At 30.4% G+C, this 16,344-nt stretch carries 13 protein-coding genes; all 13 read left to right on the forward strand.

Annotated elements, in window-relative coordinates; translation table 4 throughout:
* The first annotated feature begins 75 nt into the window (after positions 1 to 75).
* The 13 genes from EXC46_RS00660 to deoC all read left to right on the forward strand — a co-directional run bounded on the left by EXC46_RS00660 (position 76) and on the right by deoC (position 16,310).
* The gene (locus EXC46_RS00660) at positions 76 to 2,559 is read left to right on the forward strand and encodes a valine--tRNA ligase (protein WP_027333629.1); all 2,484 of its coding nucleotides are present in this window, start codon (positions 76 to 78) and stop codon (positions 2,557 to 2,559) included.
* A complete protein-coding gene (locus EXC46_RS00665) occupies positions 2,547 to 3,377 on the forward strand; it encodes a bifunctional 5,10-methylenetetrahydrofolate dehydrogenase/5,10-methenyltetrahydrofolate cyclohydrolase (protein WP_027333630.1) in 831 nt (276 codons plus the stop codon). The genes EXC46_RS00660 and EXC46_RS00665 overlap by 13 nt, the downstream gene beginning before the upstream one ends.
* A 36-nt stretch (positions 3,378 to 3,413) precedes the next feature.
* On the forward strand, positions 3,414 to 4,391 hold the full coding sequence (gene pfkA, locus EXC46_RS00670; protein WP_027333631.1) for a 6-phosphofructokinase: 978 nt from the start codon (positions 3,414 to 3,416) through the stop codon (positions 4,389 to 4,391).
* 61 nt (positions 4,392 to 4,452) lie between these two features.
* Positions 4,453 to 5,280 (forward strand): HAD-IIB family hydrolase, encoded by an 828-nt coding sequence (locus EXC46_RS00675; RefSeq protein WP_044888895.1) that lies wholly within the window; start codon positions 4,453 to 4,455, stop codon positions 5,278 to 5,280.
* Between the two features lie 46 nt (positions 5,281 to 5,326).
* On the forward strand, positions 5,327 to 5,566 hold the full coding sequence (gene secG / locus EXC46_RS00680) for a preprotein translocase subunit SecG (protein WP_027333632.1): 240 nt from the start codon (positions 5,327 to 5,329) through the stop codon (positions 5,564 to 5,566).
* A gap of 211 nt (positions 5,567 to 5,777) precedes the next feature.
* Positions 5,778 to 7,070, forward strand: a complete 1,293-nt coding sequence (locus tag EXC46_RS00685; RefSeq protein WP_052353015.1) for a BMP family ABC transporter substrate-binding protein — start codon at positions 5,778 to 5,780, stop codon at positions 7,068 to 7,070.
* A 71-nt stretch (positions 7,071 to 7,141) separates the two neighbouring features.
* The gene (locus EXC46_RS00690; protein ID WP_044888896.1) at positions 7,142 to 9,007 is read left to right on the forward strand and encodes an ABC transporter ATP-binding protein; all 1,866 of its coding nucleotides are present in this window, start codon (positions 7,142 to 7,144) and stop codon (positions 9,005 to 9,007) included.
* Entirely contained in the window at positions 9,000 to 10,613 is a 1,614-nt protein-coding gene (locus tag EXC46_RS00695; RefSeq protein ID WP_044888897.1) for an ABC transporter permease, read from the forward strand. The genes EXC46_RS00690 and EXC46_RS00695 overlap by 8 nt, the downstream gene beginning before the upstream one ends.
* Positions 10,614 to 10,615: 2 nt before the next feature.
* Entirely contained in the window at positions 10,616 to 11,557 is a 942-nt protein-coding gene (locus EXC46_RS00700; RefSeq protein WP_129622108.1) for an ABC transporter permease, read from the forward strand.
* Between the two features lie 144 nt (positions 11,558 to 11,701).
* On the forward strand, positions 11,702 to 13,405 hold the full coding sequence (ptsP, locus tag EXC46_RS00705; protein WP_027333635.1) for a phosphoenolpyruvate--protein phosphotransferase: 1,704 nt from the start codon (positions 11,702 to 11,704) through the stop codon (positions 13,403 to 13,405).
* 206 nt (positions 13,406 to 13,611) lie between these two features.
* Positions 13,612 to 14,316, forward strand: coding sequence for a purine-nucleoside phosphorylase (gene deoD, locus EXC46_RS00710; RefSeq protein WP_027333636.1), 705 nt, complete (start codon positions 13,612 to 13,614; stop codon positions 14,314 to 14,316).
* Between the two features lies 1 nt (position 14,317).
* Positions 14,318 to 15,613: a pyrimidine-nucleoside phosphorylase gene (locus EXC46_RS00715; protein ID WP_027333637.1), complete on the forward strand. Its 1,296-nt coding sequence runs from the start codon at positions 14,318 to 14,320 to the stop codon at positions 15,611 to 15,613.
* A gap of 34 nt (positions 15,614 to 15,647) precedes the next feature.
* The gene (deoC, locus tag EXC46_RS00720) at positions 15,648 to 16,310 is read left to right on the forward strand and encodes a deoxyribose-phosphate aldolase (RefSeq protein ID WP_027333638.1); all 663 of its coding nucleotides are present in this window, start codon (positions 15,648 to 15,650) and stop codon (positions 16,308 to 16,310) included.
* Positions 16,311 to 16,344 lie beyond the last annotated feature (34 nt).

A 16,344-nucleotide genomic window follows, 5' to 3' on the forward strand; every position in this document is an offset into this window, starting at 1 on the left:
GTCATTTTTAAAAACGAAAATAAATAATATAATTTAAATATAACTTATAACTGGTCGAATTTTAAAGGAGTTTTTATGAATAAAACTTACAACCATAAAGAGGTTGAACAAGGTATTGAACAAAAATGGGTTGCGAAAAAGTTTTTTATGACACATGATGTTAGAAAGAAACCTTTTTCAATATTACTCCCACCTCCAAATGTTACAGGTAAATTGCATCTAGGGCATGCTCTTGATGCTTACATTCAAGACACAATCATTCGTTTCAAAAAACTAAATGGTTATGATGTGCTTTGACTTCCAGGAATGGATCATGCTGGTATAGCGACACAAAGCAAGGTTGAAGATGAACTTTATAAAAAAGAAGGCCTTACACGTCATGATCTAGGTAGAGAAAAATTCTTGGATAAAATTTGAGAATGAAAAGATATTTATGCTGGTTTTTTTAGAAAACAATGAGCTACATTAGGACTTGCTTTAGATTATCAATATGAAAGATTTACTTTAGATTCAGCAGCTAATGAAGCTGTGCTTAAAGTTTTTGTTGATTTATACAACAAAGGATTTATTTATAAAGGTGTAAGAGCAATTAATTGAGATGTTAAATTGCAAACAGCGCTTTCAAACATTGAAGTAAATAATGAGCCAACTGAACAAAAAATGTACTACATTAAATATTTTTTAGAAAATTCAAATGATTATCTAGTTGTAGCTACTGTTAGAACAGAAACTTTATTAAGTGATGTTGCTGTTGTTGTTTCTCCACAAGATGATAGATATAAAAAATATGTGGGACAAAATATTATTCACCCTTTAACAAAAAAAGTTTTACCGATTATCGAAGATGATTATGTAGATCCTGCTTTTGGAACAGGTGTAATGAAGTTAAGTGCACACGCAGAAGTTGACATTGATATTATTCAAAAAAGAAATTTAGAAATTATAGAGACAATTGACAAAGAAGGATACATCAATGCTCCTGGAAGTCTTTTTGATAAGCTTGAAAGATTTAAAGCACGTGAGAAAATCGCTCAATATTTAAAAGAAAATGATCTTCTTGAAAAAGAAGAACTCACAACTTCAAATGTTGGTTATAGTGAGCGTAGTAAAACCGTTGTTGAAACTTTAGTCTTACCACAATGATTTGTGAAAATGGATCATTTTAAAAATTTAATTTTAGAGGATTTAAATTCTGGACATGGTGTTGAATTTTATCCAAAAAGATTTAGAACAACACTTGAACAGTGAATGGAAAACGTTTATGATTGAACGATTTCGAGACAATTATGATGAGGACACAGAATCCCTGCTTGATATAAAGATGGAGAAATGAAAGTTCAAATCGATTCACCAGGAGAAGGTTGAGAGCAAGACACTGATGTTTTAGATACCTGATTTAGTTCAGGGATCGCCCCTTTTACATTCTTAAATTGACCTACAAAAAATCCTGATCTAGAAAGATATTATCCATATAGTTTATTAGTAACTGGATATGATTTAATTTTCTTTTGAATTGCTCGAATGTACCTTTTTGGACTAGAGTTTATGAAGAAAAAACCATTTAATGATTTACTTCTACACGGACTTATTCGTGATAGTCAAGGGCGGAAAATGTCAAAATCATTAAATAATGGTGTAGATCCTATGGATATGATTGAAATGTATGGATCTGATGCGCTTCGTTGATTTTTAATTACAAATACATCACCGGGTCTTGATATTAAATTTTCAACAGAAAAAGTTGAAAGTGCTTGAAGAGTTAATAATAAACTTTGAAATATTGCTAAATATATTTCAGATATGAACGAAGATGAAAATAATATAACTGTTATTGATCATTGAATTTTAAATAAACTATCAGATCTTTCAGAAAAAATTCAAAGTACAATGTCAAATTATGAATTTGCAATTATGGGAACAGAAATTTATCGTTACATTTTTAATGATCTTAGTGGATGATATGTTGAGCTTCTAAAAACGAATCCATCTAAAAAGGGAGCTTTAGAAGTTCTTAAAAAAACTCTTATTGTTTTACATCCTTTTATGCCGTTTATTACAGATAAAATCTTTAGTTCTATCTTTAATGAAGAGCTTTTAGATTATGAATGACCAGAATTTACAAATAAAGTTGATACAGATTTCATTGATCAAGTTATTCAAATTGTGACTGAAATTCGAAAATATCGTGAAGATAATAAATTATCGAAAAAAGATAAAGTATTTTACTTTTTAGATGACAATTTAGAACAAAATGTAATTGATACAATTAATAATTTAGCTTTTGCGGAGTATAAAGAAAATAAAGATTATTTAATTTCGCTTGGTGAACAAAATTTATACATTTTACAAAACGCTGAATTAAAAGAGCAAAATAAAAAACTATTACTTGAGAAAATTGCTTTTGTTGAAGCTGAAATCAAAAGAGCAGAAAATATTCTCTCAAACGAAAACTTTTTAGCTAAAGCGCCAGAAGCAAAAATTAATTTAGAAAAAACAAAGTTAGAAAAATATAAAGAAGACCTCGCGAAATACCAGGAGGAATTAAAATGCAAATATTAAGTGGTAAAGAACTAGCTCGTGAAGAGCTTCAGAAACTTAAACAAGACTTAATCGATCTTCAATTACCAAGAAAACCAAGACTTGCTATTGTGCAAGTAGGAGATAATCCTGCATCAAACAAATATGTAGAACAAAAAAGAAAAAAATGTGAAGAAGTCGGAATTGAAGTTTTAATTCACAAATTTAATGAAAATATTTCACAAGATCGTCTTTTAAAAAAGATGGATGTAATCAATGAATATGCAGATGGAATTATTATTCAACTTCCACTACCTACTCATATTCCAAAACAAGTTATTTTAGATGCCGTGCCATATGACAAAGATGTTGATGGTCTTAGTACTAAAAATGAATTTAAATTATATAATGACACAGGACAAAAACACTTTGTGCCTGCAACAGCAAGAGCTGTTTTAGAATTAATGGAACATTACAAAATTGATGTTCAAGACAAAAAAGTGTGTGTTGTAGGTAGAAGTCACCTTGTTGGTAAGCCGCTTGCACACATCATCAAAAGAATGGGCGCAAATGTTGCAACATATGATGAAAATACAGGTATTAAAGGAATTGAAAATGCTGATATTTTAATTGTTGCAATTGGGGTTGCTAGATATATTAAAGGCGAAAATATCAAAGACGGTGCAGTTGTTATTGATGTTGGAACAAATTTAGATGGAGAACTTACAAAAGAGCTTTACGGCGATGTAGATTACGAAACCGCAAAAGAAAAAGCATCAGCAATGACCCCTGTTCCTGGTGGTGTTGGTCCTATGACGGTCGTTTGTCTTTTAAAGAATTTAATTGATATTTTTAGATAATAAAACAAAACAAAATTATAAAAAGGAGCAAAATATATGAGAAAAATCGCGATTTTAACTTCAGGTGGAGATGCACCTGGAATGAATAATGCTGTACGTGCTGTTGTAAAACAAGCGCATGCAAATGGATTGGAAGCTTTTCTTGTTTATGAAGGGTATAAAGGTTTATACAACGACAATATTGTTAGTGCAAAAAACATTGACGTGGATAGTTATTTAAACCAAGGTGGAACATTCATTTATTCTGCAAGATTTCCTGAATTCAAAAATCCAGAAATTAGAGAAGTAGCTGCAGCTAACCTTAGAAACAGAGGAATTGAAGCTTTAGTTGTTATTGGAGGAGATGGAAGTTATAAAGGAGCTCAATTGTTACATGAATTAGGTGTAAAAACAATTGGACTTCCTGGAACAATTGATAACGACATTGCTTCAAGTGATTATACAATTGGATATGACACAGCCTTAAATACAATTGTAGATGCTATTGATAAAATTAGAGATACAGCAAAGAGTCACCAAAGAATCATGATTGTTGAAATTATGGGTAATATGTGTGGTGATCTTGCATTATATTCAGGTCTTGCTACAGGTGCTGAAATTATTGCTACAAGTCAATATCGTTTATCAGAAGAAGAAATTGTTGCTAAAGCTGTTGAACTTACAAAACAAGAAGGACGTAGAAGTATCATTATTGCTGTTTCAGAAAAATGCTACAAAATTAATGAACTTGAAAAAATGGTGCAAGCTGCCACAGGATGAGATACACGTTGCAATCCATTAAACCACATTCAAAGAGGTGGAACACCATCTGCACAAGAACGTATTTTAGCAACTTTAATGGGAATGAAAGCTGTTGAATATTTACTTGCTGGTAAAAGTGGGCTTGCTATCGGAATTATTAATAATGATATTGTTGGAGTCCCAATTTTAGAAGCTTTAGATATGGAAAACAAAGCAAAAGCAAAAGCCGTTGAAAAAGCTATTAAATTTAATAAATTAAATCAAGCAAAATAGTAAAATTTATAGTAACTTAAATAGTTACTATTTTTTTATCTAATCTACTAAAGGAGAAAATATGAATAAACCCTCAATTGTTTTTATTGACTTAGATGGAACAACTTTAGATGGACCTGCTAAAAAGTGATATCACAAAGATCCAACAGAATATACTTGTAAAGTGCTTGGTGAGCTCAATAAAACTATTCCTGTTGTAGTATCGACTGGAAGAAGTGCGAACGCTAATACTCAAAGAATTGTAAAAAAATTAGGATTAGATACATTCATTACCTGAAATGGTTCAGAAATTACAAGAAATGGTGAGTTACTCCAAAAATACGTTATTGAACCTAAACTTGGAGCTAGATTATTTAAAAAGTTAGCTGATTCGAAAATGAATATAGTTTTAAATTCAATGCCACAAAAACATTCATATACTCATAATTGATTCACACGCAAATTAATGACTAAATATAATGAAAACGCAAAACACTATAGCGAGTACCAAAATGATGTTTTAATGCAAAAAGTTTTAGTTTGAAACATTAATCCTTTTTCGCATAAGAAGTTAGCTAAATTAAATCTTGAATTACAAAAACTTTTTGGTGATGAATTAGAAATTACTTTAGCTGGCGAAAACAATAATATAATGGAAATTACGGCAAAAGGTATTTCGAAAGGAACTTCTGAAGTTTGACTTTGCAATTATTTAGGGCTTGATCCAAAAAATGCAATTCACATTGGGGATTCATTAAATGATGCCTCTACCAAAGGTAAAATTGGTAAATTAGTTGCTGTTAAAGATGCACAAGAAGATCTTAAAAAACAGGCTGATTTAATTTTAGACTGAACTTGTGACGAAAGTGCAGTTGCCAAATATCTTGAACAATTTTTGCCAAATAAATAAGATTTTTGTTTTATGTTATAAAATAATAAAAAAGAAAGAAGGTTATATGAAACTATTTGTTCTCTCTTTATTAATAATTATTGGCTTTCTTTCGATAATTATTTCTCTTTTTATGTCTCCGGATTCAAATGGTTTTTCAGGGGCATTAGTTGGTTCAAGTGACCTTGAACTTTTTAAACAAACAAAAGAAAGAGGTTTTAAGAAATTTTTAAAATATAGCATGATGACATTAGGGCTGGCTCTTATGTTTTTAGCTATTATTTTAAGAATTTTTCTCTTGACTTAGTTTAATATCTTTTAAAGCACTAACTAGGTGCTTTTCTTTTTTATTTTTTACAAAAATAAAAATGAAATAAAATATGGAAAAAGCTCCAAAATAAAGCACTTTATTTTCTTTTATCACTTCTCAATCCTAAAAAAAGTATAATAAAATTGCTCATTGAAGGTAATTTACAAATAAATGAGTTTTTTAAATAATTGGGAGTTTATTAATTAGTATGAAAAAAATAAGAAATATTATTTTAGGACTTAGCACTGTTGTTGTAGGTGTTGCTCCGTTAGCTATTGCTATGAAATGTAGTGAAGATAAAAAACAACAAAAAGAATTAAAAATTTTATCTTCATTAGAAAAAAATGATAGTTTAACATCTGATGTTCAGGTAACTAGAAAACCAAAAATGATTCTTATTACAGACGAAGGACATGTAACAGATAAATCATTTAACCAATCATCATGAGAAGCTTTACAAGTAATTAAACAACAAATAGGTGACAAAGGTGAAACTAACTACATTGAACCATCACAAGAAGGATATGATGGAGCATACAATGCAGCTAGAACTCAAGGATGAAATATTTGGATTCTTTCAGGATTTAAACACGAAAACCCTATTAAAAAATATTTAGCAAACGCAACAAATAGAAAAGCATTAGAAGATGCTAAAGTTAAAATCATTTGTGTTGACTTTGCTATCGATAAGACAGTATACAACTATGCTTACTCACTTCAATTCAAAGTTTCAGAACCAGGATGAATTGTTGGTTATGCAACAGGTGCATATTTAAACGATCTTTTCCCTAACAACCCAGAAAAAAGAATTGCTTCATCATTTGGTGGAGGACCATTCAATGGTGTTACTGACTTTAACAGAGGATTTGTAAAAGGACTTTTAGCTTGAAATGTAGCAAATCCTGACAAAAAAGTAAAAACAAATAAAACTGGAGTTCCTTTAGATTCAGGATTTATACCTAACGACGCAATGAAAAACGTAATTATTAACGTTTTAAGTGAAAAACCAAATGTTGTTTTACCAGTAGCTGGACCTGCAACCAATACAACAGTTGAAATGTTTATTAAAGATAAAACATATAGTGATGCAACAGTTATTGGAGTAGATGTCGACCAAGCTTACTCATACCAAGAAGGTTCAAAACAATTCAAGAGATTTTTAACAAGTATTACAAAAAATATTGCACAAGCTGTTTATGATGTAATTTTAGCTTCTGAATTTAACATCGATTCTAAAAACTTATTCGCTGATACGCCAACAAAAACTACAAAAGGTTGAACAAACGGACTTGCCGAAAAATGAGCAGGTTACACAAAATCTCACATTGCTAATGATGAACTTAGAACAAAATATGATACACACTTAGCTGAAGCTTTATCAAAATTCCAAGCATTATCAGCTGAAGAAAAAACTAAGGTAAATACTGATACACTTCCTGATGGAACAGCAGGAACCCCACAAGATTTACTTAATGCATATGCAACAAAAATTAATGAATAATATTCATTACTAAAAATAATAGTTAAAACTATTATTTTTATTTTTATAAAGACAAAAAGAAAGGAAATATTATGATAAAAAACGCAATTGAATTTATAGATATTTCCAAGTATTTTGGAGAAATAAAAGCTAACCGAGATATTAGTTTTGAAGTTGAAAAAGGTAAAATTCATGCGCTTATTGGTGAAAATGGTGCAGGTAAAAGTACTTTAATGTCAATTTTATTTGGTCTTTATCAACCAGATAAAGGTATTATTAAAATTAACAATAAAGAAGTTCTTATTAAAGGACCTAATGATGCTAATGCTTTAGGAATTGGAATGGTTCACCAACACTTTAAATTAGTAGATGTTTATACTAATTTAGAAAACATTGTTTTAGGTGAAGAAAATTACAATAAAGCAACCAGAATGATTGACTATAGCCATGCTATTCAAAAAATCCAAACAATTCAAAACGCTTTCAACTTACATTTTGATTTAAACCAAATTACAGGTAAAGAAACTGTTGGTGTGCAACAAAAAGTGGAAATTATGAAAATGCTTTACCGTGATTCGGAAATCTTAATTTTCGATGAACCAACAGCTGTTTTAACAGATGAAGAAATTCAAGGTTTACTTCATACTTTTAAACTTTTTAGAGAACAAGGTAAAACAATTGTTTTTATTTCGCATAAACTTGGAGAAATTAAAGAAGTTGCAGATAACGCAACAATCTTAAGACACGGTAAAGTTGTAGGTAATTTTAAAGTATCTGAAGTATCAATTGAAGAGATGGCATCTCGTATGGTTGGTGGTGAAGTTGAAAATATCAGAAATAAATATACTGATACATCACAAAATAAAGTTATTTTAAAATTATCAAATGTCTCTACAAAAGGAGAGAAATCAATTAAAAACATTTCGCTCGAAATTAAATCTGGCGAAATTATGGCAATTGCTGGTATTGAAGGTAATGGTCAAAGAGATTTAGAGTATGCAATTAGCGGAATGAAACCAATTGTTTCAGGAAGCATTGAATACAAAAAAACAACTTTAATTGATGAAAGATACAAAAAATTAAGCAAAGAAAAACAAAATAAAATCATTTTATTCTTTGGTTTATTTGCTTTACTTTTAGTGCTTACAATTATCTTCTTTGCTATTCCATCAGAACGGAGCGACACAGGAGCTATTTTAAAAATTTATGGTGGAATTTCTTGTTTTCTTGCTTTATTATTCCTCTTTTTAGGCTTAGATGGAAAATTTCATTTAATTAGAAAGATTAAACAAAAAATTAACGCAAAGAAAGCGAAAGAAGGTAATAAAAATCAAGAGGAAACTGATTCGAGTTTCATTCGTCTTTCAGATTATGGAGTTTATGATGTATCAAAATTAGGATTTTCATTCATTCCATCTGATAGACATAAACATGGATTAGTACTTGATTATAACATTAAATTAAATTCAATTTTAAGACGTCTTTGAGACAAAAAATATCAGAAATTTACATTTCTTAAAAACAATAACATCCAGCAAGAAACAAATGAAATTATTGAAAAATATGATGTTCGTGGCGCAAGAAGAGGACTTTCAATTTCTAGATCACTATCTGGTGGTAACCAACAAAAATTTATAGTTGGTAGAGAAATGAATTCGCCTCACGACTTTATTTTAATTGTGCAACCAACACGTGGCTTAGATGTTGGGGCAATTAATAATATTCACCAAAGAATTTTGGCTGAAAAAGAAGCTGGGAAAGCAATTTTACTAATTTCATATGAACTGGATGAAGTTTTAGCTTTAGCTGATAAAATCGCAGTAATTAATTCAGGTGAAATCTTAATGGTGAAAGAAGCTAAAAACTTAACTAGAACAGAAATAGGTGTTTACATGGCTCGTGATAAAACAAATTCCGAATCTGTTCAAATTACAAAAGAGGAGGGTAATAATGACTAAAAAAGAAACACAAACATCTTTTTTAACAAGACTTAAAAAATTCTTAATGTTTGATGATCGCGTTAACACAAGAAGAAAAGTGTATTCTTCAGTTTGAGCGGTTGCTATTGGTTTTCTAACTGCATCGATTATTTACTGAATTATTACCTTAACAGGAGACAACCCGGCTAATCCTTTTTCGTTCATTATCAATTTGTTTAAATTTGCATTGCAACCAGATGGAAACTTAAGAGAAAGCTTATACACATACTTCCTTGTTTTTGGTTTTGCTGGTATGGCAGTAGCAATTGCGTTTAAATCTGGTTTATTTAATATTGGTATCTCAGGACAAATGCAATTACCTGCTATCTTATTCTTCCTATTTCTTATCATTGGTCGTACGAACTTCGATGAGGTTTCGACAAGTTATCTTTTCGGAATGTTCTTCGTCTTTTTCCTAGTATCAATGTTACTTGGGGGATTTGCAGGATTTTTAAAAGCTTATTTTAATGTACATGAAGTTATTACTACTATTTTCTTAAACTGAATAGTTACATATGTTGGAGTTTGATTATTTACACGTTCAAACTTTACACTTCTACCTTCTGATTTTCCAGACCTTGATGCTTTTTTAGGTACAGTACAAGGAACATCTAGAATTTTACTTACAACTGGTCAAAAGACATTATTCATTGCAATGGGTATGGTTGTTTTAGCTATTTTAGCAATTGGATTTTGATTCTTATATTCAAATACAACAATTGGATATAAAATGAAAATGGTTGGTTTAAATAAAACTAACTCTAAATATGTTGGAATTAATGAAAAACTTTTAACAATTATCGTTATGGCTATTTCGGGTGGACTTGCAGGACTTGCTGGATTCTTTTTCTTTATTCTTTCGCAAAAAAATTATCCTGCAACACCAACACCGACTTTAATTGGTTTTGAAGCAATTGCTATTGCTTTAATTGCACTCAATAATCCGATTGGTGTATTAATTTCTTCACTTCTTTATGCTGTAATTTATAATGGTCAAGCTTCGTTCCAACTTTTACAAGGATCGCAAAAAATTTCGCCAGACTTTTTCTCGATTATTACTGGTATTGTTGTGTTCATGTCTGCACTTTCGCTCATTTTATATAATTTCAAACCTCTTCGTGGTTCATGTAAATATCTTTACTTATTGACACGAAAAGAATATTGAAAATATAGAACAAAAATGATTAAAGAATACTGAACCATTTTATTAAAAGAAAAATTTAAAATTAAAAAGATGTTCTTTAATAATTTGAAACTTAAAATGAAATTTAGACATGAAGCTAAAAAATATGAAACTTATGTGGCAGAAAAATTAGCCTTAATTAAGTCACAAAAGAAAAGATCAGAACTTTTATCACAAAATGAGCTTCTTGATCTTTATGATGAAATGTCAAAACGTAAATTTGAGTTTCTCAAGAAAAAATCTGATTTTGGACTTAATGATTATTCAGATGAGAAAAATAAATTTTCAAACACTCTTTATTTAAGAAAAACTCAATTCAAGACTTTTAAAGAAGAACTTTTTACACAATTTACATCTCGTTTATTTAAAAAAGACAAATTAAAAGTGAAAGGAGAAAATTAATCATGGAAACAATTTTAGCATTCTCATTTTTCTTCTTTTGCATTTTGATTTTAGGAACCATTTCAGGTATCTTTTCAGAAAGAGCAGGAATTGTTAACATCGCGATCAATGGTTTCATGGTTTTTGGGGCAATTATGTATGCTGCTATTAACGTTTTTGTCCAAAAACTATTTCCTGATTTTTCAAGTTCATGACATCAAATTTGATTAACCATTCTAGCAGGAGGGTTAACAAGTTTATTTGCGCTTCTATTTGGTTTTGCAACCATTAAATTAAAATCTGAACAAACAATTTCAGGTTTTGCGATTAATGTTTTAAGTATTGGTATTGTCTCTGTTCTTGTACTTATCTTATTAAAAGTTCAAGAATCAGGAATTGCTCTTTCATTTAATATTAAGGAACTTGCTCTTGGAACTGAAACATCATGAAAAAACATCATTTCATTTAAGTTTTTTGCAACAGTTATTATCATCTTTGCTTCATGATTTGCACTTCGAAAAACCAGATGAGGACTTCGTTTTAGATCAATTGGCGAAAACCCCCAAGCTGCTGATGTAGCTGGTATTAATGTTAATAAAATTAAATGAGAAGCTGTTTTATTAGCTGGATTTATTGCAGGTTTTGCAGGTGCTTTATATTCTCAATTTAATATTGGAGCCTTTAGTGTAAATAAGGATGTTCAAGGTTTAGGATATATTGCTTTAGCAATTATGATTACTGCAAAATGAAGAGTTAGTTTATCGGTTGTTGTTGCTTTATTCTTCTCTGTTTTACTTTCATTCTCGTTCTGTGGTATTAGTCTTTTTGGTTCTGGATTTAGACCATACAAAGATTTACTTTCAATTCTACCTTACTTGATTACATTGATTATTATGTTATTTACAAGTAAAAATTCATCAGGACCAGCAGCAGCGGGAATTCCGTATAACAAATCTAAAAGATAAAATCGCGTTTGCGATTTTATTTTTCTAAAATAAAAAGGGAAATATTTTCATATTTTATTTTTCGGGTTAGTTTTGATTTGTAAAAAACTTATATAAAGAATTAAAATTAATTTAATTATACTCAGAATATTAAGGAGAATTATTATGCTTATAAAAGGTATAGGAGCATCAAAGGGTGTAGCTATTGCTAAAGTTTTCAAAATTGAAGAACTACCAGTAGAAATCACAAAAGATGCACAAGATATAGAACAAGAATTAAAAACATATGAGTCAGCAAGAGCTAAAGTTTTACAAAAACTTGAAGATACTAAAAAATTAGCTGATTCAGAAGAGCATGCAGCTATTTTTGATGCACATATGTTAATTGTAAATGACCCTGCAGCTATTTCACAAATTACAGCAGATATTCAAAATAATAAACACACAGCAGAATATGCTGCTAAAAGTTGTTATGAACAATTTGCTAATATGTTTTTAGCAATGGAAGATGAATACTTCAAAGAAAGAGCGGCCGATATTAAAGATGTCCTTAAAAAGTTACTTTTTGCTATTAATGGAATTGAAGAACCAGATTTAGCTAATATCGATCATGAAGTTGTTATTGTTGCTGAAGATCTTAGTCCTAGTCAAACTGTCCAACTTAATAAAAAATATGTAAAAGGATTTGTAACAAACATCGGTGGACCAACATCTCATACAGCTATTATGGCACGTAGTCTAGGAATTCCATCAGTAGTTGGTACAAATAATATTACTGAGCATGTAAAAAATGACGAATTAATTGCATTAAACGGAAGTTTAGGTGAAGTTATTACAAACCCTACAGAACAAGAAATTGCTAAATACGAAAAAGCAGAACAAGAATATAGAGACTACTTAACAAAACTTCAAACACTAAAAGGTGCAGCATCTAAAACAACAGATGGTCACCATGTTGAACTTGCTGCAAATATTGGAACACCAAAAGATCTTGACTCTGTGCTTGAAAATGACGGTGAAGCAGTTGGGTTATTTAGATCAGAATTTCTTTACATGGATAATGATCACTGACCAACAGAAGAAGAACAATTTGAAGCTTACAAAAAAGTTGTTGAAGGAATGCAAGGTAAAAGAGTTGTTATTCGTACACTAGACATTGGTGGAGACAAAACTTTAAAATACTTTAAATTCCCAGAAGAATTAAACCCATTTTTAGGATATAGAGCTATTAGATTTTGTTTACAAAATCCAGAAATTTTCAAAACTCAATTAAGAGCTTTAATTCGTGCAAGTGAATTTGGTAAAGTTGCTATCATGTTCCCAATGATTACTAATGTCCCAGAATTTTTAGAAGCTAAAAAGATGTATTTAGAAGCACACGAAGAAGTTGTGCGTGATTACCCAAATGTAGCTCCTGCAAATGAAATTGAAGTTGGACTTATGATGGAAACCCCTGCAGCAGCTGTTCTTTCAGATCAATTCTGTAAATATGCAGATTTCGTTTCAATTGGAACAAATGACTTAATTCAATACTCAATGGCAGCTGACCGTATGAATGAAAATATTTCATATCTTTATCAGCCACTTAACCCTTCGATTTTAAGATTGATTAAAATGGTAATCGATGGAGCACACAAACACGGAAAATGAGCAGGAATGTGTGGAGAAATGGCTGGAGATAGTAGAGCGCTTCCATTACTTTTAGGACTTGGTCTTGATGAATTCTCAATGTCTGCAAGCAGCATTTTATCTTCAAGAGAACTTGTTCACTCACTTTCATATAAAGAAATGAAAGAGTTAGCAAATAAAGCAATCGAATTAGATAATGAATCAGAAGTTTTAGCTTTATTAAACTCAAAATTAGCTTAATTTTATTTACTAAAACATAGAGAGAAATTTCTATGTTTTTTTGTTTTTTTGCACCATTTGAAACTATGAAAATATATATGAAAAAGATAGAAATAGACAAAAAAGAAGGCGAAAATGTTAAAATTTATTTGACTATATTAAACGTAAGATACAATTAGTCCAAAATTATTAGTGTTACATTTTATTTAAAATTTGAGGAGGAAAAAATGACACCACACATACATGCAAAAAAAGGCGAAATTGCCAAAACAGTTATTATGCCAGGAGACCCGCTTAGAGCGAAATTTATTGCTGAAACATATTTAGATCCTGGTTTTAAATTAGTAAATACAGTTAGAAATATGTTTATGTATACAGGTACTTACAAAGGAAAACCTATTACAATTGCAGGAAGTGGTATGGGATGTCCTTCAATTGGAATTTATTCATACGAACTTTTTAAATTTTATGATGTAGATCGTATTGTAAGAATTGGTTCAATGGGTTCTTACCAAAAAGATCTTGGGCTTTACGAAGTTGTTTTAGTTAAAGATGCATATGCTGACTCAAGTGCATTTAGAAGATTAGCACTTGGTAAAGATGAGCAAGTAGCTAAACCAAATCCTGAATTAAATGATGAAATTAGACAAATAGCTAAAAAACTCGATATTAAAATCAATGAAGGTAGAATTCACTCTTCAGATGTATTTTACTCAGTAGTTCCACTTGAAGAAAGAATTAGACTTTCTGAAAGTATTGGAGTTGAGATGGAATCTTATGCTTTATTCACAAACGCTGAAGTGACAGGTAAAAAAGCTGCTTGTCTTTTAACTGTTAGCGATAACTTAATCACACATGAAGAGACTTCTGCTGAAGAACGTCAATTAGCTTTTACAAAAATGATGGAGATTGCTTTAAATTTAGCAAAATAATATGCGTGTAGTAGATTTAATTGAAAAAAAACGTTTGAATCATGAACTTTCACAAGAAGAAATTAAGTTTTTAATTAATTCTTATGTTCAAAATGAAACGCCAGATTACCAAATGAGTGCATTTTTAATGGCTGTTATGTTTAACGGAATGAGCTCGAAAGAAATTGCAACAATGACTAAATACATGATGCATTCTGGGGATGTGATGGATCTTAGTGCAATTCCGGGCATTAAAGTTGACAAACACTCAACTGGAGGAATTGGAGACAAAACTACTTTAGCAGTTGCACCAATCGTTGCTGCTTGTGGTGCTCCAGTTGCTAAAATGAGTGGTCGTGGTTTAGCTCAAACTGGTGGAACAATTGATAAGTTAGAATCTATCCCTGGATTTAATGTTGAACTTACAGAACAGGAATTTATTGAACAAGTTAAAAAACACAAAATTGCTGTAATCGGACAAAGTGCACAACTTGTTCCAGCTGATAAAAAACTTTATGCTTTAAGAGATGTTACATCTACAGTTGAATCTATCCCTTTAATTGCTTCAAGTATCATGTCGAAAAAATTAGCAACAGGTTCAAATGCTATCTTACTAGATGTTAAATGCGGTAATGGTGCTTTCATGAAAGATCTTGCAAGTGCTCGTGCTCTAGCACAAACAATGATTAATATTGGAAAAGAATTAAAAGTTGATGTCAGAGCTGAAATTACAAATATGTCTAGACCAATTGGTAAGGAAATTGGTAATAAAAATGAAGTTTTAGAAGCAATTAGAACACTTGAAGGAAAAGGTCCACAAGATTTTAATGAACTTGTTTATTCTTCTTGTGCAACTATTTTAGAACAAGCGCAAATTGTAAAGACACATGAAGAAGGTATTAAAAAAGTACAAGAAGTGATTACAAATGGAAGCGCACTTGCTAAATTTTACGAGTTTGTTGAAATTCAAGGCGGTGATGTTAAAGCTCTTCAAGATCCTTTATTCTGAAATCCAAAACACAAATTGGAAATTACTGCTTTAGAAGATGGTTATTTAGAAATTTTTGATGCTCTTACTTTTGGATTAGTTTCAATGAAACTAGGTGCCGGAAGAAGAACTAAAGAGGATTCAATTGATTTTGAGGCTGGAATTACACTTAACAAAAAAACTAATGATCCAGTAAAAAAAGGTGATGTTATTTTTACACTTTGCTCTTCAAATCCTATTGATTCCAATTTAGTTGATGAACTAGCAACAGCTTATCAAATTAACGAAAATCAAATTGAAAACAAAATTATTCTCGATAAATTAAAATAAAACTTAAAACTATTACAACCAAAGGAAATAAATTATGAATTACAATAAAATGATTGATCATACATATTTAAAACCAGAAGGAACACAAAAAGAAATTGATAAATTAATTGATGAAGCAATTAAGTATGACTTCAAAACTGTTTGTGTTAACTCTTCATGAGTAAAATATGTGTCAGATAAATTAAAAGGAGCAGATGTAGGAATTACTAGTGTTGTAGGCTTTCCGCTTGGATCAATGATTACGCAAGCTAAAGCACACGAAGCTAAATTAGCTATTGACCATGGTGCAGACGAAATTGACATGGTAATTAACATTGGTCGTTTTAAACAAGGTGACTACGAATATGTTTTAAACGACATCAAAAAAGTTAAAGAAGCTTGTGGTTCACATGTTTTAAAAGTTATTATCGAAACAGCTTTACTTACAAATGAAGAAATTAAAAAAGCAACTGAAATTGTTATGAAATCAGGAGCTGAATTTATTAAAACTTCAACAGGATTTAGCTACCGTGGTGCGACACTCGAAGATGTTCAAATTATGAAAAGCGTTTGTGGGGATTCACTTTTAATTAAAGCAGCAGGTGGTATTTCGACTTTAGATGATTTAATTAAAATGCACGAAGCTGGCGCAACAAGATTTGGAACAAGCCGTTCAATCGCAATAATCGAAGGAAAAACTTCAAAAGAAGGATATTAAGAAGTTTTTAGATAAAAAACCCGCTTGGGTTTTT

Source organism: Mycoplasmopsis glycophila (genome assembly GCF_900660605.1).
Taxonomy (GTDB): Bacteria; Bacillota_I; Bacilli_A; order Mycoplasmatales; family Metamycoplasmataceae; genus Mycoplasmopsis; species Mycoplasmopsis glycophila.